At 55.9% G+C, this 21653-nt stretch carries 21 protein-coding genes; 9 read left to right on the top strand and 12 right to left on the bottom strand.

What is annotated here, in order from left to right; translation table 11 throughout:
* Positions 1-223: 223 nt before the first annotated feature.
* From ilvN to OSB_RS09390, 4 genes are read right to left on the bottom strand one after another with little or no spacing between them, the layout of a single operon-like run.
* Positions 224-787: an acetolactate synthase small subunit gene (gene ilvN, locus OSB_RS09405; protein WP_049834752.1), complete on the bottom strand. Its 564-nt coding sequence runs from the start codon at positions 785-787 to the stop codon at positions 224-226.
* Between the two features lie 25 nt (positions 788-812).
* The gene (locus tag OSB_RS09400; protein WP_049834751.1) at positions 813-1496 is read right to left on the bottom strand and encodes a hypothetical protein; all 684 of its coding nucleotides are present in this window, start codon (positions 1494-1496) and stop codon (positions 813-815) included.
* Between the two features lie 11 nt (positions 1497-1507).
* A complete protein-coding gene (locus OSB_RS09395) occupies positions 1508-1807 on the bottom strand; it encodes a hypothetical protein (protein ID WP_049834750.1) in 300 nt (99 codons plus the stop codon).
* 4 nt (positions 1808-1811) lie between these two features.
* Positions 1812-3569 (bottom strand): acetolactate synthase 3 large subunit, encoded by a 1758-nt coding sequence (locus tag OSB_RS09390; RefSeq protein ID WP_074202214.1) that lies wholly within the window; start codon positions 3567-3569, stop codon positions 1812-1814.
* 536 nt (positions 3570-4105) lie between these two features.
* On the opposite strand from OSB_RS09390, the gene OSB_RS09385 reads away from it, so the two are divergent.
* The 3 genes from OSB_RS09385 to OSB_RS09375 all read left to right on the top strand — a co-directional run bounded on the left by OSB_RS09385 (position 4106) and on the right by OSB_RS09375 (position 8710).
* Positions 4106-5188, top strand: coding sequence for a TRAP transporter substrate-binding protein (locus OSB_RS09385; protein WP_049834749.1), 1083 nt, complete (start codon positions 4106-4108; stop codon positions 5186-5188).
* A 121-nt stretch (positions 5189-5309) separates the two neighbouring features.
* Entirely contained in the window at positions 5310-6359 is a 1050-nt protein-coding gene (locus tag OSB_RS09380) for a TRAP transporter small permease subunit (RefSeq protein ID WP_049834748.1), read from the top strand.
* Entirely contained in the window at positions 6359-8710 is a 2352-nt protein-coding gene (locus tag OSB_RS09375; RefSeq protein ID WP_049834747.1) for a TRAP transporter large permease, read from the top strand. Before OSB_RS09380 ends, OSB_RS09375 begins: the two co-directional genes overlap by 1 nt.
* 102 nt (positions 8711-8812) lie before the next feature.
* Here the strand turns inward: OSB_RS09375 and OSB_RS09370 are convergent, their stop codons facing one another.
* The 5 genes from OSB_RS09370 to OSB_RS09350 form a co-directional block, all read right to left on the bottom strand.
* On the bottom strand, positions 8813-9652 hold the full coding sequence (locus OSB_RS09370; RefSeq protein ID WP_049834746.1) for an arginyltransferase: 840 nt from the start codon (positions 9650-9652) through the stop codon (positions 8813-8815).
* A gap of 180 nt (positions 9653-9832) precedes the next feature.
* Complete coding sequence (locus tag OSB_RS09365; protein ID WP_049834745.1) at positions 9833-10282, bottom strand: DUF2852 domain-containing protein; 450 nt, start codon at positions 10280-10282, stop codon at positions 9833-9835.
* A 63-nt stretch (positions 10283-10345) separates the two neighbouring features.
* Entirely contained in the window at positions 10346-10819 is a 474-nt protein-coding gene (locus OSB_RS09360) for a DUF2852 domain-containing protein (RefSeq protein ID WP_049834744.1), read from the bottom strand.
* 147 nt (positions 10820-10966) lie between these two features.
* A complete protein-coding gene (locus tag OSB_RS09355; protein ID WP_049834743.1) occupies positions 10967-11578 on the bottom strand; it encodes a transglycosylase domain-containing protein in 612 nt (203 codons plus the stop codon).
* A complete protein-coding gene (locus tag OSB_RS09350) occupies positions 11575-12045 on the bottom strand; it encodes a YbaK/EbsC family protein (RefSeq protein ID WP_049836110.1) in 471 nt (156 codons plus the stop codon). The genes OSB_RS09355 and OSB_RS09350 overlap by 4 nt, the downstream gene beginning before the upstream one ends.
* A gap of 63 nt (positions 12046-12108) precedes the next feature.
* On the opposite strand from OSB_RS09350, the gene OSB_RS09345 reads away from it, so the two are divergent.
* From OSB_RS09345 to OSB_RS09335, 3 genes are read left to right on the top strand one after another with little or no spacing between them, the layout of a single operon-like run.
* A complete protein-coding gene (locus OSB_RS09345; RefSeq protein ID WP_049834742.1) occupies positions 12109-14871 on the top strand; it encodes a bifunctional [glutamate--ammonia ligase]-adenylyl-L-tyrosine phosphorylase/[glutamate--ammonia-ligase] adenylyltransferase in 2763 nt (920 codons plus the stop codon).
* Positions 14858-15124 carry a hypothetical protein gene (locus OSB_RS09340; protein WP_049834741.1) on the top strand — a complete coding sequence of 89 codons (267 nt, stop codon included), beginning with the start codon at positions 14858-14860 and terminating at the stop codon, positions 15122-15124. The genes OSB_RS09345 and OSB_RS09340 overlap by 14 nt, the downstream gene beginning before the upstream one ends.
* The gene (locus tag OSB_RS09335; protein WP_049834740.1) at positions 15121-15789 is read left to right on the top strand and encodes a hypothetical protein; all 669 of its coding nucleotides are present in this window, start codon (positions 15121-15123) and stop codon (positions 15787-15789) included. The genes OSB_RS09340 and OSB_RS09335 overlap by 4 nt, the downstream gene beginning before the upstream one ends.
* Before the next feature lie 6 nt (positions 15790-15795).
* Here the strand turns inward: OSB_RS09335 and eda are convergent, their stop codons facing one another.
* Positions 15796-16437, bottom strand: coding sequence for a bifunctional 4-hydroxy-2-oxoglutarate aldolase/2-dehydro-3-deoxy-phosphogluconate aldolase (eda, locus tag OSB_RS09330; RefSeq protein WP_049834739.1), 642 nt, complete (start codon positions 16435-16437; stop codon positions 15796-15798).
* Between the two features lie 69 nt (positions 16438-16506).
* Positions 16507-18309: a phosphogluconate dehydratase gene (edd, locus tag OSB_RS09325; RefSeq protein WP_049834738.1), complete on the bottom strand. Its 1803-nt coding sequence runs from the start codon at positions 18307-18309 to the stop codon at positions 16507-16509.
* Positions 18310-18505: 196 nt separating this feature from the next.
* On the opposite strand from edd, the gene OSB_RS09320 reads away from it, so the two are divergent.
* Genes OSB_RS09320 through OSB_RS09310 form a run of 3 tightly spaced genes read left to right on the top strand, consistent with a single transcriptional unit; the run spans position 18506 to position 20915 of the window.
* The gene (locus tag OSB_RS09320) at positions 18506-19138 is read left to right on the top strand and encodes a DUF6778 family protein (RefSeq protein WP_049834737.1); all 633 of its coding nucleotides are present in this window, start codon (positions 18506-18508) and stop codon (positions 19136-19138) included.
* A gap of 41 nt (positions 19139-19179) precedes the next feature.
* A complete protein-coding gene (locus tag OSB_RS09315; RefSeq protein ID WP_049834736.1) occupies positions 19180-20376 on the top strand; it encodes an RSP_2647 family RNA methyltransferase in 1197 nt (398 codons plus the stop codon).
* Positions 20373-20915 carry an RSP_2648 family PIN domain-containing protein gene (locus tag OSB_RS09310; protein WP_049834735.1) on the top strand — a complete coding sequence of 181 codons (543 nt, stop codon included), beginning with the start codon at positions 20373-20375 and terminating at the stop codon, positions 20913-20915. The genes OSB_RS09315 and OSB_RS09310 overlap by 4 nt, the downstream gene beginning before the upstream one ends.
* A 32-nt stretch (positions 20916-20947) precedes the next feature.
* Here the strand turns inward: OSB_RS09310 and OSB_RS09305 are convergent, their stop codons facing one another.
* Entirely contained in the window at positions 20948-21631 is a 684-nt protein-coding gene (locus tag OSB_RS09305) for a M48 family metallopeptidase (protein WP_049834734.1), read from the bottom strand.
* Positions 21632-21653 lie beyond the last annotated feature (22 nt).

Genomic DNA, 21653 nt, shown 5'->3' with positions numbered 1-21653 from the left:
TTGACCAACCTCAATTTTCGGGAAGCGCACTGCAGCATTTGGTCTCGCGTCCAACTACGGCAATGGGTCGAAATTTCTAGAGCGGTTTCGTGACCTGCCCGATAGCGGAGCTTGCTGAACGGCGCAGCATCGGGGCGTTTGGGCTCATAGGAAACGTTCGCCGCGGTGCAACGAAGGTTAGGCTTACATCTAAAGTCGGCGCATCCAGACGGCTTAGTGTTGTTTACACTTCGCCGCGTGACAGTGCTGCGATGCCGGTACGGGCCATTTCGACAAGACCGATTGGGCGCATCAGGTCGGCGAAGGCGTCGATTTTCTCGGATGTGCCTGTGATCTCGAAGGTGAAGCTTTCCAGCGTGCTGTCGACAACGTTGGCGCGGAACACATCGGCAAGACGCAGCATTTCCATGCGATCGTCGCCTTTGCCTGCAACCTTGAATAGCGCCAATTCACGCTCAACCGCGCGGCCCTCAACGGTGAGGTCGTGGACTTCGTGGACTGTAACAATGCGACCAAGCTGGGCGCAGATCTGGTTGATGGTTTGCGGCGTGCCGATAGTGACAACCGTAATGCGCGACTGATGGCCTGTGTGGTCCACTTCAGCGACGGTCAGGCTTTCGATGTTGTAGCCGCGCCCTGCAAACAATCCGATGACACGCGCCAGAACACCTGGCTCGTTTTCAACCAGAACTGCCAGCGTGTGGCGCTCTTCAACGTCACTGAAGTTCGGGCGGAGGTTGTAGGCGGAGTGGCTTGTGGAGCCTTGTTTAATTTTGAGTGGGGACATGATGTGTCTGCCTTTTCTCTAACGATTAATGTGTCTGGCCTGCGATGAGGCGTTGAATTCTGTCGCTTTGCAGCGCGTCACTTAAAATTGTCGTCCATGTTGTGTTGTCACCGCGCCAATCGTCGGGGTGGTCGTCACTTTCGTAAGGGACATGCTCGGTGCTGCGCAGCGGGTCTGCGCTGTCGGTTCTGTCTTGTGCAACCACGTTCAACATTTCAGCACGCGGGCAATGCTTACGCAGTGCTTTCAAAAGCATATCCAGTTCACTTTGACGCGCGATGTAATCTAGGTCTCTGTCGACGAGGCTATCGGATAGATTGCGTTGGGAATTGCTCCAAACAGCCAGAGTAGGGCGCTTACCGATGCGTTTAAGGTTTGCCCCCATATGCGCAAACCTTTGTGACAAATCAGGAAAACGTTCTCTGGCGTTCGCATCGTGAAGATACCAAATGCCACGGTGTTCCCAGTGGTATCGTTTGCCGTCTAGATGACGCAGCACATTGGCATTGCGAGGGTAATAGATTTGCCGCCGAACAAGTGCCGCAGCGCCGACAGGGGGCGCAACGAGGAAATCGAGAGGGGTGCGACGTTTCGTAGAGACCTCCCCCATTATGTCGTCAAGCGCGTCCTTATTCAGTTCGATCTGGTGCGCGCCCTGGCAGCTCATCCCAAGAGAGACAATGGCGAAGTTCTTGTAAATAAGAGCCATGTTAACGGTTCCTAACGGTCTGCCGGACAGGTGATGGCGGCGTAATATGTGTTTACGATACCGTCTTTCGTTATTGATGTAACTGTGCAGCCTGTAACACGTTCCGCCGCAAGGCCCGCGTCGGCAATAAGCTCGGAAGGGGGCGTGCGGCCCGTTTCAAAGTTCTGAATCGTGACGCCGCGCGATGTTTCATTCACAGTAAACGCATTACCATTCACAACAACCGGCACACCGGGCATGACGTGGGTCATCGCACCGCCCGAACAGGCGGACAGTGCAAACGCTGCCGGTATGAAAGCTGCCTTTAACATTGCGTCAGACCAACACCGAACCCTTGGCGTCGATCACGCCTTGGGTGTCTGCATCGCCCAGCAGCATATCGTTGTGCGCTTTGCCTGATGGGATCATCGGGAAGCAGTTTTCGTGCTTTTCAACGAGGCAATCAAACAGAACAGGGCCATCGTGGTTGAGCATTTCCATAATCGCATCGTCCAGATCCGCAGGGTCAGAGCAAAGAATGCCCTTAGCACCGAAGGCTTCCGCCAGCTTTACAAAGTCAGGCAGGCTTTCTGACCAGCTCGAGCTGTAGCGCTCGCCGTGCAGCAATTCCTGCCACTGGCGCACCATGCCAAGACGTTCGTTGTTCAGGATGAACTGTTTGACGGGCAGGCGGTATTGAACGGCTGTTCCCATCTCCTGCATGTTCATCAGCCAGCTGGCTTCGCCCGCGATGTTGATAACCAGCGCTTCAGCATGCGCCATTTGCACACCGATGGACGCAGGGTGGCCGTAGCCCATTGTTCCCAGACCGCCGGATGTCATCCAGTGGTTCGGGTCTTCAAAGTTCAGGTACTGCGCAGCCCACATTTGGTGCTGACCAACTTCAGTGGTGATGTAGCGGTCCTTGCGGTCTTTTGTCAGTTCCTCAAGGCGGGCCAGCGCGTGCTGTGGTTTGATCGTCTTTTTGTCTTGGGTGTAGGCCAAGCAGTTGATCTTCTTCCACGTCGTGATCTCATCCCACCATTTGCCAACTTTATCGGCGTTGGTTTTGCGGCCGCGGGACTTCCAGACCTTCAGCAAGTCTTCAAGAACGTGCGCTACGTCACCGATGATCGCGATATCGGTGCGGATGACCTTGTTGATAGAGGAAGGGTCAATGTCGATATGGGCTTTGATGGAATTCGGGCTAAACTTATCTAGAACGCCAGTGATGCGGTCATCAAAGCGCGCGCCGATGTTGATCATCAGATCACAGTCGTGCATCGCCATGTTCGCTTCATATAGCCCGTGCATGCCAAGCATGCCGATCCATTTTTCACCCGACGCAGGGTAGGCGCCAAGCCCCATCAGCGTGGATGTAATCGGGAAACCCGTGGCCTCAACCAGCTCACGTAACAACTGGCTGGCCGCTGGGCCAGAGTTGATGACGCCGCCACCTGTATAGAACAACGGCTTCTCAGCTTTCTCAATGGCGGCAACCAGATCGGTGATGCCTTCGATGTCACCTTTAACCTGTGGCTGGTAGTGCGAACGCGAAGGCTGTGCCTTAACGTAGGTACCCGATGCGAACTGAACATCCTTTGGGATATCCACCAGAACAGGGCCGGGGCGACCGGACATGGCAACGTGGAAAGCCTCATGGATAACGCCAGCCAGCGCGTCTGTTTCTTTGACGAGCCAGTTGTGTTTGGTGCAAGGGCGGGTGATGCCAACGGTGTCGGCTTCCTGAAAGGCGTCAGAGCCGATCATGAATGTCGGAACCTGACCGGTCAGAACGATGATCGGAATGGAATCCAGCAGCGCGTCCGTCAAACCAGTCACCGCATTCGTCGCACCAGGACCGGATGTTACCAATGCAACACCGGGCTTGCCTGTTGAGCGCGCATAGCCTTCGGCGGCGTGCACCGCGCCTTGCTCGTGGCGCACCAGAATGTGTTTGATTGAATTCTGCTGAAAGATCTCATCATAGATCGGGAGGACAGCGCCACCGGGATAGCCAAAGACTGTGTCCACACCCTGATCTATCAGAGCTTGAACTACCATTTTTGCACCGGTCATCGTCTTAGCTGACATTGTCTTTGTTTCCTTGTTTCAGCGTTGTCGTCGTTATTTCTGTATCGCATAAAAAAGCCCCCGAAAATTCGGAGGCGCATGGGAACCAATATGGTCAACCGTTACCGGCCCATGCGCGTCTCATCCACCACTAGAAGAATGCTAAGCATTCGAAGTCTCCTTTTGCGTTTGGGTGTTTATGCCTTTGCTTTCATAAGGGGTCAACAGTCGGAATCGCAAAAATGTCGTTTGAGGGTGTTTTTTCGCAACTTTATTAAAGGGGCCATTTGGGTGAGCTGTATCTGTCCTCAGCGGGTCGTTCCGAATCGAAGTTTTGATGGGCGGGCGGTACGGCTAAAAGCAGGTATTTTCAGGGGCGAAGTGTCTGTAGTTGCTGGGTTTGGGGTGAATTGGTAAGAAAATTTTACAATTTTTAAAAAATAGACTGTGGAAAGCCTTTCCCAACTGAAGTTGAGTTGCTAACGTCTGCCCACTTAAACGATCCGTCGACCTTTCGAATGGAGGTTGGCGATAAATTCCATGGGAGGAAATACTATATGGATCGTCGTTCATTTCTAAAGAACTCTGCACTTGGCGGCACGGCCGCAGCTGCGACCACGCTAGCCGCACCGGCCTATGCGCAAGGCAACCGCACGCTCACTATGGTTACGTCCGTTCCTGACGGCTTTGCGGTCTTTGATGACGCTGCTGAAAAGATGATCGAACTGGTCAACAAAATGGGCGACGGATCTTTGACGATCGAAAAGAAATCAGCGGGCCAGCTCGTTGGCGCGTTCGAAGTGTTTGATGCTGTGTCTTCCGGTCAGGCTGACATGTACCACTCTGCAGACTACTACTTCGGTGGTCAGCACCCAGGTTACTACTTCTTCACAGCTGTTCCATTCGGTGCAACTGGTGGCGAAATGGCCAGCTGGTACTACCACGGTGGCGGTCGCGAACTGCACGACGAGCTTGGCGAAATCTTTGGCTTGAAATCTTTCCTTGCTGGTAACACAGGTCACCAGCCAGGTGGTTGGTTCAACAAAGAAATCAACTCCGCAGCTGACCTTCAGGGTCTGAAGTTCCGTATGCCAGGCCTTGGTGGTCTTGCGCTGGGCCGCACAGGTGCGTCCGTTCAGAACCTTCCAGGTGGCGAAGTCTATCAGGCGCTTGCGTCCGGTGCGATTGACGGTGCTGAGTGGATTGGTCCATTCGCTGATGAACGCCTCGGCTTCCAAGAAATCTGTGAGTTCTACTACACAGGTGGTATGCACGAGCCAGGTTCCGCACTTTGCTGTGCAACAAACCTTGACGTGTTCAACGAGCTGTCTGGCACACACCAGTCCATCATCGAAACAGCGGCAGCGGCGACACACCAGTGGTCCTTGTCCCAGTCCAACTACAACAACGGTGCAGCGCTTGAGCGTCTTAAAGCACAGGGTGTTAAGGTCTTGGAATTCTCTGACGAGATCTGGGATGCGTTCGGCGAAGCGGCTTCTGGTGCGCTTGACGAGTTCATGGACGACGAGCTGTTTGCGCGTATCCGTGCAAGCCAAGAAAAAGCGGTCAATGAAGTGTACTCTTGGACATCCGTGTCTGACGATGTGTTCACATCACAGCGTGGCCGTGTACGCGGCTAATTCGGCTTGATTGGGTTCGACCTGATCTAATTTGCATGGCCCCGTCGTTTTCGGCGGGGCCATGTGCAAACGGCCCTTTGTTTGGGCACAACATCACAACAAATGAATTTTGGGGGAAACCATGGAAGAAGACGCTGCAGAAGCAGGGAAATTCTGGTCATCCTATGAGAACGGGTTCACGGTTTGGTTTGAGCGGCTGCAGGGAAATGTTCCTGAGGATGCCGATCCCATTCTCCCCGCTGAGACATTTATCGGTGCGATTTGGAATAGCCTTCTCTGGGTATTCGCCAACATCATCGAAGCATTTTACAACATCGCCTATGCCGTCAGCCATCCAAACGTCTGGCTTGACTGGCTAAGCTGGGGCAACACGACCGAGGACAAAGTGTCCTTGATGAAGTTCATCTATTATGGGGGCTCGACCGAGCTCTTCTTTGCTTTCTTTACGATCTTCCTCGTCGTCACGGCGGTTGCGTTTTTCTACCGCCCCTTCATGTGGGGCTGTGTGATAGGGATGGAGTGGGTCGCCAATACGGTCGGGCGCACGTTTGCATGGGCAGGGCTGATGATGGTGCTGGTCCAGATCATCATCATCTTTATGCAGCGCGTTTTTGCCGTGTCTGAACTGTCTTTGGGGTTCGGCATGTCGATGACCCATGACGTCAGCTGGTGGGCTGAATCGCTGAAGTTTTACAACGCTTTGATCGTTTGTATGTGCGTGACCTACACGTTCGTGCAGGGCGGTCATGTGCGGGTCGATCTGGTGTATTCCGCAGTGGGCCACCGCACTAAGCGCATTATCGACATGATCGGTTCGATCATTTTCATGGTCCCTGCGGCCGTGCTGATTTGGATGTATGGCTGGTACTTCATGTGGCGCCATCTGGTCGTCCCCAATCCGTCTGCGTCCGACAGTCTGGATCGACTGGTCAACAAGGCGCGTGCGCTGCGTTGGAACGTAGAAACCATTGGGTTCAGCCCGAACGGGTTCAACGCCTATTTCTTGTTCAAGGTGCTGCTGGTGACGTTTACCGCATTGGTGATGTTGCAGGCCGTCGCGTTCTTCTACCGCTCCTATCTGGAACTGGTTGAGGGCGAGGAAAGCATTGGCAAACATATCGACAAAGACAGCCTCGGCGAAGGCGAAGAAGCATACGAGGGAACACACTGATGTTTTTTGGATTAGACGGCGTAGAAGTCGGCCTCATCATTGTATTCCTGTGTTTATTCGCAGGTATCTTGTCCGGCTTTCCGGTGGCGTTTGCCATTGGTGGGGCAGGGATCATTTCCTTCGGGATCATCGCGGCGCTGGATAGCGGCGGCTACCTGATCCACCAAGCGATCGACACCAGCTCGGCAGAATTTGCAGCGCTTGTGGCAGAAGGCATCAAGCAGGACACGATATCGGTCTTCCGATACCCTGACTTACCGCGCATCAGCGAGGCCGTGTTCAAAGGCGGTTGGGAAACCGCGATGGACCGCAACGTGTCTTTCGTTGTGAACCGCATGAACGAACGCGTTTTGGCGGGGCAATCCATTGAAACGCTGCTTGCTGTGGCGATGTTCGTGTTGATGGGCATCACGCTGGAACGCTCCAAAATTGCCGACGACCTTCTGACCACGATGAGCCGCATTTTTGGCGGTTTGCCAGGTGGTCTGGCTGTGTCCGTTGTTGTTGTGGGCGCGTTTCTCGCGGCCTCTACGGGCATCGTTGGCGCGACGGTTGTGACGATGGGCCTGTTGTCCTTGCCGACAATGTTGCGGGCTGGATACTCTAAAGAACTCGCAACGGGTGTGATCGCTGCGTCCGGTACGCTGGGACAGATTATCCCACCGTCGATCGTGATTGTTCTACTCGGCACTTTGGCGGGGGATCTTTATTCCGCGGCGCAAGAAGACCGCGCTGTTTTGGCGGGTTGTACGGATGCGTTGACCTACCTTGGTTCACCGGCGGTTCTATCCGTTGGGACATTGTTCCAAGCGGCGCTGTTACCTGGTGTCCTTTTGGCGATGCTCTATGCGGGCTACGCATTCTGCTACGCACTGCTGAACCCAAGCAAAGCACCTGCCGTAGAAATGGGCGCGTCCAACGGCGAGCCGATCACACGGGGTGAGGGCCTTACGTGGTTCCTTGCGATACCAGGTGGTTTGATCATCTTGCTGGTGTTCTTGATGAACCTTGGCGTTGTGGGCAGCCAGTCTGTGATCGTAGACAGCTTCTCGGATGCGACGAAATCTGCCAGCCTGCGGACCAATGTGTCACCAGAATGCGCAGCGTCCATGCAAGAACTGCACGGTGAAGAAGCATGGAACATCGCGGTGGCGGAACAAGCTGCCATCGAAGCGACCGGTGGTGCCGAACAAGCCCGCGCGCTTAGCGATGAAGAACGCGCCGCGCTTTTGGTCGAAAAAGTTGCGGATGCTCCTGTGATTGGCATGGGCATGGCGATCTTGGCCTTGGTGCTTGGACTGATCCTGACAACCGCGCGCGGTGTATCTCCGAGCGCTAATCCGGCGCCATTGTTGATCGGCGCCGTTGGGGTTTTGTTAATCCTGCTTGCCGATATCTTGATGATTAGCCCGCTCACCTCTCCGGGGGTGGCAGTCTTGATCATCATATTGCCGCTGTTGTTGGTTCTGTGGACCATGAAGCCTGCCTTCGCGCGTCTGGCCAAGAATGATCTGTTACGCGTTGTGTTCCCGCCATTGGTGTTGATCGTTGCTGTTCTTGGCTCGATCCTTGGCGGGATTACCAACCCGACACCGGCTGCGGCGCTTGGGGCAGGTGGTGCGATCATGCTTGCGGCCTATCGCAAGCTGGCGGATCAGGAAAAGTCGGGCAAGATAATCTTGCTGGCTACCGGCGCTGTGATGTTGATGCTGATCGTTGGCGTGAACTTTGACATGCGCATCGGACAAGAAGATGTGGCGTTTGAAAACTACATCGCCTTTATCTTTGCGTTCTCGATGTTCCTGTTCTCGATGTTTGGCCTGTTCTACGCCTGTGCCGTTCTGTGGCTTGGTGGCGTTCTAACGCCTGTCGTGCGCGAAACGGCCAAGGTAACGAGTATGGTGTTCACCATCCTCATCGGTTCGCAATTGCTGAACCTCGTGGTGATTTCCTTCGGGGGTGAGCATTACATCCAGCAGTTCCTGCGCAGCTTTGACGAAGAATGGACCGTGTTCCTGATCGTTATGCTGGTGCTGTTCATTCTGGGTTTCGTTCTCGACTTCCTTGAGATCATTTACATCGTGATCCCGATTGTTGGCCCCGTTATTTACGGCGGTACGTTCGATCCAAAGTGGGTCACGATCATGGTCGCAGTGAACTTGCAGACGTCCTTCCTGACGCCACCATTCGGGTTTGCGCTGTTCTATCTGCGTGGTGTCGCGCCGCCAGAAGTCACGACAGGGCATATCTACCGCGGCGTGCTGCCGTTTGTGGTGATCCAAGTTGTTGGGCTTCTCATTTTGGCGCTGTTCCCAGCGATCGTAACGATTGTGCCGAACCTGTTGAAATAACAGGCAAGCGATCACAGATTATTAAAGAGGGCGGCCCAATCGGGTCGCCCTTTTACGTTTCCGGATCCCTGTAAGGGTCGCCCATAACGGGCTAAAGGCTGATTAGCTTTCGCCGCCCGGTAAGGTTATCCGCGCCACTTGCTCTGCGATTGGCGGAACGGCAAGCGGGCCAGTGTCCGCGGAATAGTCATCCGGATCGGTCAACGTCTGCCAGTTGCCGTCGCGATAAATCTCAACGCCTTTGAAATTCGCCTTGTAGCCCATCTTGTCAGATCCAGGGACCCAGTAGCCCAAGTAAACATAAGGCAGCTCAAGTTCGCGGGCGATTTGGATGTGATCGAGGATTAGGTATGTGCCGACTGAGGACTTCATCAACTCGGGGTCAAAGAAGGAGTAGACCATCGACAACCCGTCATCCAAGACATCCGTCAGGCTGACAGCGCGCAACCCCTCGTATGGGTCGTTCACAATCGTCGCTTCCGCATGGGCCGAACGGTATTCGATCAGGCGGGTGCGGATCGGTGTTTCTTCAACCATCGCAGCAAATTCAAACAGGTCCATATCAGCCATGCCACCTGTTGCGTGGCGGCTATCAAGGTAGTCGCGAAACAGGGCATACTGCGCCTCAGTCGCCCAAGGCGAGGACGCACTGCGGGTTAGGTCCGTGTTTCGTTTCAACACGCGTTTTTGACTTTTGGACGGGGCGAAATCAGCCACCTTGATGCGGGCCGAAAGACAGGCAGCGCAATCTGCACAAGACGGGCGGTACAGCACGTTTTGCGAGCGACGAAAGCCTTGCTTGGAAAGTGAATTATTCAACTGTTCAGCTGCGTCGCCTTGCAGCGCTGTGAACAGCTTACGCTCCATCCGGTCTGCCAAATAGGGGCAGGGCTGGGGGGCTGTCACATAAAACTGTGGCGCAATGGGCAAACTATGACGCATCGGAACTCTGACGGTTTGTGTTGACGGTAGCGTAACAAACACGCGCCCCTCGCCACAACCCGCGATTTATGGGTGATTTAAACGTCATTGGTGGCGTTCAAAGTGGCCGGCCGCTGGTTGGGATAAGCGGCCGGCCTAAGGTTGGCGCAGACAGGGATGGGCCTGCGCCAAGGGGGACGTTTAGCTGTCTGCGTCTAGTCGCGCAGCGCGGTCATCCATGAAGTCGTCAAACTCTGATTGGTCCTTGGCCGTCCGCAGGCGCGTCAGGAAGCCTTCAAAGTTCTGCTGTTCGGTTTCCAAGCGATTGATCATATCGCTGCGATAGGCATCAAAGCTCGCGTTGCCGCTGCTTTTCTGTGCCGTTGTTGGCATGAGGGATTTCACAGCCTCGTCCAGATCGCGCGGGGCAGGGGACGGGCGGCCCGTCGGGGCAAACCCACCGCGCCACGCCAGCATCATCGCAATCACAATACCAGCAGGCCAAAAGACGTTCAGCGCAACGATTGTGACGGGAATGGCGAAGGCCGCGAATGTCAGCGTGGCAATGATTTGCACCGCAATGTGCATTTCCGGCTGCGCGGTGTCGGTATGTGTATCGTTCGTGAAATGGGTGTGGGCCGTCATCGTCATGGTTCTGTGTCCCCTATTATTTGATTGGTGAAAGCGCCCCGACTGAAACGGGACGCTTTGGTGTTACTTGGATGGTTTTGTGTCCGGCTCGTCTGCGGCGTCATCCGTGCTGCGTTCTGCACGGTCGTCCATGAACTGGTCGAACTCGGCCTTATCCTTTGCATCGCGCAGACGCTTGAGGAACTCCTCAAAGTTGGACTGCTCTTCTTCAAGGCGGCTCAGGGTGTCGGCCTTATACGCATCAAAGGCTGCGTTACCTGAGGAAGACATCGCCGAGCGCATCATTGAATGGCGGGCGTGGTGACGTTGACGCTTGTGGGCGCAATTTCCTGAAAACATGCGTTTGCTCCATATCATATAGGCGAGAAGGGCGAGACCGACAGGCCACACGAAGATGAACCCGAGGACCATCGCGGCGATCCATGCACCTTTGCCGCGCTCATCGAGCCACGCCTCGCTGCGTTTAAACCAGTTCCCCTCGCGGACAGGCCGCGCATAAGGGGCGTTGTAGTCAATGTTGGTGGACGAGGTGGTCATTTCGGGTGCTCCATTGGTTGGTTATGTTTGATGTGAATGCCTTTCACATTACCAAGATGGGGCGGAGCGGCGTACTTCGCAAGACTAAATGTAAATGTTTTTTACATTAACATGGTAGTGTATTGATTTTGAACTATACTTTTCCTCTTACTCGGCGCAGTTCCCATCAAGAATGGTAGAGGGGCCCTGCGCAATAAGGGCATCCGCAACGTCCTCGCTGAGTAGACCAGCGATTACGCCATTCTCAACCGCAAGGGCAAAATACTGTGCAAGGTGGGCACGATCTTGGTGCCCTCTGACGGGGGACTTGGCGAGTGCAGCAAGGGTAATGAAGTCAGACATCTGAGCGTTTTCGACGGTAACACCGAACAGCTGCTCTGAAGCGTTTTCCACACCATAACAACGTCGTCCAAAGTAGCGCGACTGTAACCACATTGTTAGGATCTCGTCTTGGGTGAATTCATCAGCAAGTTTCAGCGCGAGGCAAAGCTCAATTGCCCTAGACGCGACTGTTCGCTGTGTGGGGACGGAGAATTGTTTCGCCACTTGGAGGGTGATGGTCGAGGTACCAAAGAAGCTTGAGTAGTAGTTTCGATCCTCAGCCATCACGACGGACTGAAGCAATTCTTCTGGGTAGCTTTGTGAAAAGTCAAAAACGGGCGCGTCACGCAGTGATGTAACCTCAGGGCAGTCGACGTCTTGTGCGAATACTCCAATTGGAAATGCAAGCAGTGCAAGATTTAGAAATAGGCGGATCATGATGTGAACTCTGCGCTGTTGGCCCCTGACAGTGCTATTAGCGTCGTGGGTGCAATTGGAAAAATATGACGCGGTGTGCCGCCGGCTGCGAAGACTTCGTCGAATTCAGACAGCCGCGCATCCCAGAATGCGCGGATCGGGTTCAGGTGTCCGATGGGGGAGACCCCGCCAATAGCGAACCCCGTTTGTTTGCGGATCAGGGCAGCGTCGGCCTTGCCCAAAGGTTCGCCCGCGACGTCGCTGGCTTTGGCGGCGTCGACTTTGTTACCGCCCGCTGTGATGAACAAAATGGCCTCACCCGAGGTTTCGCCAAGAAAGATGATCGACTTGGCGATTTGGTCCAGATGACAGCCTGCTGCATCCGCCGCTTGCTGCGCGGTACGGGTTTCGCTGGGCATTTCCAGTGGTGTGATGTCGTGGCCTGCATCAGACAGCGCACGGGTGACTCGTTTCAAACTTTTACTCATGTTTTCAAGATGCCAAAGCGGGTTGCGATTGACCAGAACGAACCAGAGGCCCAATGTCAGGACATGACATTTTCTTCCCGTATCACCCGCTCGCCCACACCGTTTGATGCCGCCCTTGGCGCGGATGCGGCTAGTGCGTTTGGAGATTTCGATGCATCGGTACGTGAATTGGTGGCAGGGGCGGCGGGGTGCAGCCCCTATTTGAGCGGATTACTAACGCGCGACGGCGACTGGCTGCGCAATGCGTTTGACGACCCTGACGCCGCGCTTGAGGCGGAACTGGCAGAGATTGGTGGTCTGGCATTGCCTGAGTTGCAGTCCGGCCTACGCCAAGCCAAGCGGCGTATAGCCTTGTTAACGGGGCTAGCTGACTTGGGTGGTGTTTGGTCGCTAGAACAGGTTACGCGCGCATTGGCCCGTTTGGCGGACGGTGCCGTTGATGTGGCCCTTAAACGTCTTGTGGGGGCTGAAATCGCCCGTGGAAAAGTCCCAGGGCAGGTTGAGGCGGATGCCGAAACGGCGGCGGGCATGTGCAGTATTGCAATGGGCAAGGGTGGTGCGTTTGAGCTGAACTATTCCAGCGATATCGACCTAATCTGCCTGTTTGATGAAACCCGCTTTGACCCTGACGATTTCCATGATGCCCGCGCCGCGTTCGTGCGGGTAACGCGTAAGATGGCGGCATTGCTGAGCGATCTGACGGGCGATGGGTATGTGTTCCGCACCGACCTGCGCCTACGCCCTGACCCATCGGTGACCCCTGTCTGCCTAAGTATGGAGGCAGCAGAACGCTATTACGAAAGCGTCGGACGCACGTGGGAACGCGCGGCCTATATCAAAGCGCGGGCTTCGGCAGGGGATATCGAAGCGGGTGAGGGGTTCTTGAGAACGCTCACACCCTTCGTGTGGCGCAAACATTTGGACTTTGTCGCCATTCAAGACGCCCACGACATGCGCCTGCGCATCCGCGAGCACAAAGGGCTTGGCGGGCCGATTTCGCTGCCAGGGCATAACATGAAGCTGGGGCGCGGGGGCATTCGCGAGATCGAGTTCTTCACGCAGACACGTCAGTTGATCGCGGGTGGTCGTGATCCCGAATTGCGCTGTCGTGGCACGGTTGATGGTTTGGCGGCGCTGGCGAATGCGGGCTGGGTGCCGCAAGACGATGCAAATGTGCTGACGGATCATTATCGTTACCACCGTGAGGTCGAGCACCGTTTACAGATGCTCAATGATGCCCAGACCCACGACCTGCCAAACACTGACGAAGGGTTCGCGCGGTTGGCAGCGTTTGTGGGTATTGAAGACAAAGCCTTGCGCGTTGAGCTGAACGATCGCCTTGAGGCAGTGCATGCGCTGACAGAAGGGTTCTTTGCCCCGTCTGAGGCCGCGCCTGTTTCCGATTTCGGGGAAAGCATTACGCAGCGTTGGTTGACCTATCCCGCGTTAAGGTCTGATCGGGCCGTTGAGATTTTTGATCGCTTAAAACCTCGTCTATTGGATGCCTTGCAGGAGGCCGCCAAACCAGATGAAGCGTTGTTGGCGTTTGATGGGTTTTTGTCGGGGCTTCCGGCTGGCGTGCAGGTGTTTTCCCTGTTCGAAGCCAACCCACAATTGACGCAGATGATGGTCGACATTGCCGCCACCGCTCCCGCATTGGCGCAATACCTTGGACGCAACGCAGCCGTGTTTGATGCAGTGATTGGCGGGGATTTCTTCTCTGATTGGCCGCAGGTGGACGGGTTGTTGGACGCGTTGAACGCTGTCCTGAGTCAAGCGAATGACTATGAAACACAGCTGGATGCTGCGCGGCGCTGGCAAAAAGAATGGCACTTTCGCATTGGGGTGCATCACTTGCGTGGGCTTGTGGATGCCGAAACAGCAGGGCGCCAATACGCCGACCTTGCACAAACAGTTCTGAGTGCGTTGTTCCCCGTTGTCGTTGATCATTTTGCCACCAAACACGGCCAACCGCCTGGACGGGGTGCGGTTGTGGTTGGCATGGGCAGCCTTGGGGCGGGGCGCCTACACGCAGCGTCTGATCTGGATCTAATTGTTATCTATGACGGACAAGACGTGGACAGCTCTGACGGGAAACAACCGCTGGCAACACGGCCCTATTATGCACGTCTGACGCAGGCTTTGGTGACGGCGATGACGGTTCCCATGGCAGAGGGGCGATTGTACGAGGTGGACATGCGCCTGCGCCCGTCTGGCGGGCAGGGGCCTGTTGCAACGTCATTTTCGGGCTTTGAGAGCTACCAAATGAATGAGGCTTGGACGTGGGAACATCTTGCGCTGTCCCGTGCGCGGGTCGTGGCGGGTGGCGTTGATTTGGCCGCAGATGTAGAAGCCGTTCGCGCACGGGTTCTGGCGGCCAAAGCTAGCGGTGAAACGGTTGCAGGTGACGTTGGAGACATGCGCCGCCGGATCGCGGATGCAAAGGCACCTGATGGTGCGTGGGACGCCAAGATTGGCGCGGGGCGATTGCAAGATGTTGAACTTGCAGGGCAAATGGTTGCGTTACAGGCTGGCAAAACGGCGCGATCTACGACTGATCAGGTCGCCAGCGGTGGCCTAGATGCCGCAGACAGCACAGCGTTGTTGGATGCGGCGGGATTGTGTTGGTCAGTGCAAGCAGCTGCGCAATTGCTGCTCGGTTCTGGGCTCAACGCGGAAAAACTGGGCGAGGGTGGCAAACGGTTTGTTTTGCGCGAAACGGGTGCTGACAGCCTTGATGCCTTGGCTACGCAGCTAAATGATGTATCTGGCAAAGCGGCGGCTGTGATCGCGAAGTTGGTAGGAGATAACAATGGCAAAGGGTGATGATTTGGACCCTAAAGGGTTGATCGAAGAGTCCTACAAAATCGAAGGTATCAGCGCGCCCGAGTGCCGATCGATCTTCCTTGATTGGGCTCTAAGCTACCAAGGCGTGAGCGTTGTTGGCATTTCTGCCTTGCTGGCGCGACACGGGACGGGGACCGACGACCATCCGATGACGATAACGCTGCGCGAAGGGCTTACAGCGTCCCAAACACCCACGCGCCGCGGCGGGCGACGTGGGAGATTGGCGAAGTGAATTCGAATGAACGGGTAGGTAAGTCACTAGCAGCGGTTTTCGCTGTGATTGCCTTTGCCGGATTAATTGTTGCACTTTCATCCATGTCGACGCCGAGTGATCCTGGCGGCGTAAGCAGAGCAATTGCTGGCTTATTCATTATTGCGGGGCTGGCAACGATGATTGCGGCAACGTTCATTGCGGTTTGGTTCAGCACCAAAAGTTTCACTAAAGCAGGGTGGGTGAGTGCAGTTCTGATCGGATGCTGCGCCTTGGCGATAATGATCGTGCCAGCCGTCAAGCAAAGGCAGGCCCAAAAGATCGACGCGAGTTATTCACGCGACTATTCATTGTTTACTGCGCTGGTTGAACAAGCGCACTCTGAATTACGGGCCGCTGCTGATACCGAGACCGCTGCTGCGTTGGTTCCGCAAGAGCATGCAGCGCGTATTCGTGCGACTGACTTTGAACAAATCTACCCTTCTGCCGAGGACGGTTATTTTCTCGAACAGCATGCGATTTTCATGTTTGTGATGTTCAAACACGAAACACCAGCATATGCCGAAATCTTCGGTCACAGTTATGTCCACGCCTATTGCACGCGTTTTTACGAAAATTTCGGCGACTTGGTATTTGACGGTGCAAAGCAGGAACGCGCGGCGTCCCTATGTCCCAACCGGTTCTAGCGACGTTTAGCGTTCAAGCGCCGCAGCTTCGGATGCAAGGGCGGTAATGCCGGCCCAATCTTGCGCGTCCACGAGACCCTTTGGTGCAACCCATGAACCACCCACGCAAAGCGTGTTGGACAGGCCAAGGTACTGCGGCGCGTTGGCAAGGCTTACGCCACCCGTTGGACACCATTTCACCGCCAGCAACGGGCCACCGATGCCCTTCAACGCCGCAGCGCCACCGTTTGCTTCGGCTGGGAAGAACTTTTGCACCGTGTAGCCACGCTCAAGCAGGGCCATGGATTCTGAAGACGTCGCTGCACCTGGGAGGAGGGGTAGATCGTTGGCTTCGCACGCGTCGAGCAAGCGGTCCGTAGCGCCAGGTGAAACACCAAACGTCGCGCCAGCCGCCTTAGCGTTTTCTACGTCCTTGGACGTGAGCAATGTGCCCGCACCAACAACGCCGCCTTCGATCTTCGCCATTTCACGGATCACGTCGAGTGCTGCAGGTGTGCGCAATGTCACTTCGAGGGCAGGGAGGCCGCCGGCAACGAGCGCTGTCGCCAGATCGCCCGCAACAGAGGCATCGTCAACGACGAGAACGGGCACAACTGGGGCCAGTGCACAGACTTTTGCTGCGAGTTCAGAAGCGTGTACAGGTGTCATTTTCGTATCCTTTGGAAGTGTCAGCGGGGCCGAAGCCCTATTTATTAAGTGAATAGCTAGAGTGGTATACTAGACGACCACTCCGGCGCCATCTGTAGACGGTCCAACCTGATTACGGAAGACCTCAAACAATTCGCGGCCAACACCGTTGCCGTTGCCGGACAGATCCGCGACCGCTGGTTCGCGCCCAGATAGATCCGTAAGGCACTCAAGCGTGCCTTTGTCGGCATCCAAACGCACGATGTCACCGTCGCGTAGAAGCGAGATCGGACCACCGTCAGCGGCTTCTGGTGCAACGTGGATCGCAGCGGGAACCTTGCCAGATGCGCCAGACATGCGTCCGTCTGTTACCAAGGCCACCTTCAAACCGCGGTCTTGCAAGACAGACAGGGTCGGGGTCAGCGAGTGAAGTTCTGGCATGCCGTTGGACTTTGGCCCCTGAAAGCGCACGACGACGATTGTGTCTTCGGTTAACTCGCCCGCTTGGAAGGCCTTTTTGCAGTCATGCTGCTCGTGGAAGATGCGCACAGGGGCTTCGATCACGTGGCGGTCTTCGGCGACGGCAGAAATCTTGATCACGCCGCGTCCGATGTTGCCGCTAAGCTGAACCAAGCCACCTTGCGGTGCGAACGGGTCCGACGCAGGGCGCAGGATCTTGTCGTTGTGGGTTTCTTTTGGGCCGTCGCGGTAGCCAAAGCCTGTGTCATTCATCACGGGCTCTTTGGCGTAGTGAGACATGCCCGGGCCGGCAACGGTTTTAACGTCTTCGTGTAGAAGGCCGTTTTCTAACAGGTTGCCGATCATGAACTGTAAACCGCCCGCCGCGTGGAAGTGGTTCACGTCGGCCAGACCGTTTGGATAGACCTTGGCCATCAGCGGGGTAACGGCAGAAATGTCAGAGAAATCTTCAAGATCGAGGATCACGCCAGCAGCACGCGCCATTGCTGGGAGGTGCAAGACGAGGTTGGTAGAGCCACCCGTTGCCATCAGCCCGACAAGGCCGTTCACAAACGCCTTTTCATCAAGAATATCGGAAACGGGCGTGTATTCATTGCCAAGTGCTGTGATTTGCAACGCGCGCTTTGTGGCCTGAATTGTCAGTTCTTCGCGCAGGTCAGTGTGGGGGTTCACAAAGGACGCACCGGGCAGGTGAAGCCCCATGAATTCCATCAGCATCTGGTTGGTGTTCGCCGTGCCGTAGAATGTGCAGGTGCCCGGACCGTGATAAGACGCCATTTCAGCCTTCATCAATTCGGCGCGGTCAATGTTGCCCTTGGCGAATTCTTGGCGAACTTTTGCTTTCTCATCATTGGGCAGGCCGGACGTCATCGGACCAGCCGGCACAAACATGCCTGGAATGTAGCCGAAGGTCGCGGCGGCCATGATTAGGCCGGGAACGATCTTGTCGCAAACGCCAAGATAAAGAGCTGAGTCAAATACGTTGTGGGACAGGCCGATGCCCGCGGAGAGGGCGATCACATCACGCGAAAACAGAGACAGCTCCATACCCGTTTGGCCTTGGGTCACGCCGTCACACATGGACGGAACGCCGCCCGCGACCTGAGCCGTACCACCGGCTGCACGCGCCGCTGCGCGGATTTTCTCGGGATAGTTTTCAAAGGGCTGATGGGCGGACAGCATGTCGTTGTAGGCGGTGATGATGCCAATGTTCGGGGCTTTCTCAGCAACAAGCGCGGCTTTGTCATCACCCATCGGGGCGTAAGCATGGGCTTGGTTGCCGCAGGTCAGGTGCGCACGACGCGGGCCTTCGGCTGCGGCTGCCGCCATACGATCCAGATAGGTCCGACGCGGACCTTCAGAACGGGCGATAATGCGATCAGTTACGCGTGCGATGGTGGAATTAAGAGCCATGATGTCCTGCCAGATTCAGATTTCGACCTCCGTCTAACACAAATGGTTAGCGCTAACAATGCGCGTTCTGTCACGCCCCCAACACGCAACTTCCCAGCAATGACCTTTTGTTAACCACATTTCTGCCCCAACTCTTACGACATAACTAACGTGTCTCGTGGGGGGCAAACAACTGGGCAAAGCCCCGGAGGATACAATGAAACTACTACTGAAAACCGTTGCATTTGGCGCAGTCGCCGCCGCCCTTACAGCCTGTTCCAATGTGGATACAGTAACACGAAATGCCCCGCTTGAAGCACCGCGTATCGCGGCAGTTGAGCAAACGCAAATTGTACGGGACTATTCCCTCGAGGCGATCCGTTTCGCCGCGCCTTCTGACATGCGTGTGTCTGAAGCGAACTCATATTACCCGATCGCAGACGTTGTCTGGCGTGGTGACCCACTGGGCAACCGCCTTGAGCAGATTTCCGCGATCTTCCAAACATCCATTCAAGCCGCAGGCGAGAACCTAACAGGTGCGACTCCCGTGATCGTTGACGTGGAACTGGCCCGTTTTCATTCCCTGACAGAACGCACGCGCTATTCTGTTGGTGGTGTTCACTCGATCAAGTTTGACCTGACCGTTCGCGACGCCGCAACCGGCGAGATACTTGAAGCAACACGCCGTATCGATGGCGACCTTGCAGCGCTTGGTGGTTACGCCGCGCTTGCTGCTGACAACGAAGGTCAGGGCCAAAAGGTTCGCATCACTGCGCACCTGACCCAACTGTTCACACGAGAGCTCACAGGTCTGACCAACGTTGTGACAATTGAGCAAGCAGGTAGCTGATCCGCTTTCCAACCTAAGATGAACCGTTTAAGGGGGCTGTTATGACACAGCTCCCTTATTCAATTGTTCGCCTGCTTCCAAAAGCAAAACCGCAAGTTATTCGCCACGGGTTCCCGTGGGTCTTCGCCAATGAGTTGGTGATGGACCGCCGCACGAAAGGGGCCACACCAGGCAGCCTTGTGGTGCTGGAAGACGCGGACCGCCGCCCGCTTGGGCTTGGCACGATCAACCCGCTTTCAAAAATCGCCGTTCGCATGCTGGATTTCGATACCGATGCGGTGATTGATCAAGCATGGTTCAAAGCCAAGTTAGAACGCGCCTTGCAGCACCGTGATGCGTGCTACGATGAACCGTTCTATCGATTGGTTCACGCCGAAGCAGACGGACTGCCTGGCATTATCATCGACCGCTTTGGCGATGTGGCCGTGATCCAGCCCAATGCGGCCTACGCTGAGGCGATGATCGAGATGATTGTTGCGGCTTTGGTTGAAGTGACGGGCGTTTCAACCGTGATCAAGAACGGCACAGGCCGTGCACGCAGCCTTGAAGGGTTGGACGAAGAAATGGTGGTTGTGCATGGCACGGCCCCAGATGGCCCCGTTCCGGTGCAAATGAATGGTGCGACCTATATGGCGGATGTCATGGGCGGCCAGAAAACGGGCCTGTTCCTAGATCAACGCCCAAACCATGCCTTTGCGGCCGGATTGGCCAAGGGTGGCAAGGTACTGGATGTGTTCAGCCATGTCGGTGGTTTTTCACTGGCGGCGTTGGCGAATGGTGCGGCGTCTGCAGTGGCGGTTGACGGATCGGCACCTGCGTTGGAATTGGCAAAGGCAGGGGCAGAGGCTTCTGGCGTTGCGGATAAGTTTGAAACGCGTCACGGCGATGCATTTGACGTGCTTGAAGCCCTCGGCGCTGAGGGTGAAACCTTTGATGTGGTCGTTTGTGATCCGCCAGCCTTTGCACCGTCCAAGCAGACAGCGGAAAAAGGTCTTCGCGCTTATGAACGTGTTGCACGGCTGGCAGCGCCTTTGGTGAAAGAGGGCGGCTATTTGGTGCTGTGTTCTTGTTCGCACGCCGCCGATCTAAAACGTTTCCGCGACGCGTCCGCGCGTGGCATCGGCCGTGGCGGTCGCCGTAGCCAGTTGGTTTATACGGGCCAAGCTGGACCTGATCATCCGCTGCTGCCGCAACTGGCGGAAAGCGGATACCTAAAGGCGCTTGTCTTTAGACTATGAGAGTCCTGATCGACGCCTGCGTACTTTACCCGACCGTTATGCGGGAGGTTGTGCTGGGCGTCGCGGGGCAGGGGTTATTTGAGCCACGCTGGTCACCACGCATCTTGGAAGAATGGGCGCGGGCTGCGCGCAAGATCGGCCCTGAGGGGGAAACGATCGCACGCGGTGAGATCGCGAGCATTCAGGCGCGGTTTCCACGTGCCGAAGTGAAGATTCCGCAAGGGGTTGAAGCACGCCTCTGGCTGCCGGACCCGAATGATATTCATGTGCTTGCAGCCGCCGTTGGCTGTTCTGCGGATGCGATCATGACGGTGAACGCCAAGGATTTTCCGCGAAACGAATTGGCCGATGAAGGGCTGGAACGTGTTGATCCTGATGGTTTTTTGATTGGTTTGGCCATGAACGCCCCTGACGCAGTTCAATCTGTCGGTGAAGCTGTTCTGGCCGAAGCGCGGCGTTTGTCTGGTGAACCTTGGGAGATGCGCAAACTCATGCGCAAGGCCCGCCTACCACGGTTGGGAAAGCTGCTCGGGTCGTGATTTGAGTATTTAAGAGCCAAAGAAAATAGGGATTACGCGCCCCATTTGTCTTCGTTGGCTTCAATCGCAGCGATGCGCTCGGGCGTTTTGGGGTGGCTGAGGAGCCATGCTGGTTGGGACGCCCCACGCGCACCGGTGAGGTGCTCGAGTTTCGTGAACAGGTCTTTTTGCGGTTGAACGCCGATACCAGCCTTAATGAGGAGGGCAGAGGCGTAGGCGTCGGCCTCGTATTCATCCGAGCGGGATAGGCGCGCCATGAGCATGGACATCGCGGCATTCGCGATCATCGGGCCGAGGCCGGGTAAAAAGCGTGACAGCACCATTGCAAGTGCCGTGCGCAGGGCGTTTTGGCCGGAAAAGTCGATCATGCGGCGGCGCGAATGGCCCAAAGCCACATGGCCTAGTTCGTGCGCGATAACGGAGGCCATTTCATCGGCTGTGACTTCACCGTCTTTGTATTTGTTGAAGAAACCACGGGTAATGAAGATACGTCCGTCGGGGGCAGCGAGGCCGTTTACCGGTTCGATTTCGTAGATGTAGACTTTGATGCGTGGAAGCTCGACCACGTCAGCCATTTGCGCCGTGAGGTGGCGCAGTTTGGTGTCCGCAAGCTCGGTCGATTTCTCGTCCAGCTCCCGCGTCGTGCGCCACGCGGACAGACGGTACATGACGATGCCGTAACCAAGGGCGAGCAGGATGGGGAGAAACTTGAGCATGGATTAGATATGGGGCCAATGA

The sequence above is a fragment of the Octadecabacter temperatus genome (assembly GCF_001187845.1).
GTDB lineage: Bacteria > Pseudomonadota > Alphaproteobacteria > Rhodobacterales > Rhodobacteraceae > Octadecabacter > Octadecabacter temperatus.
The sequence above is the reverse complement of the archived record's forward strand: the minus strand, read 5'-3'. Positions and strand labels throughout refer to the sequence as shown.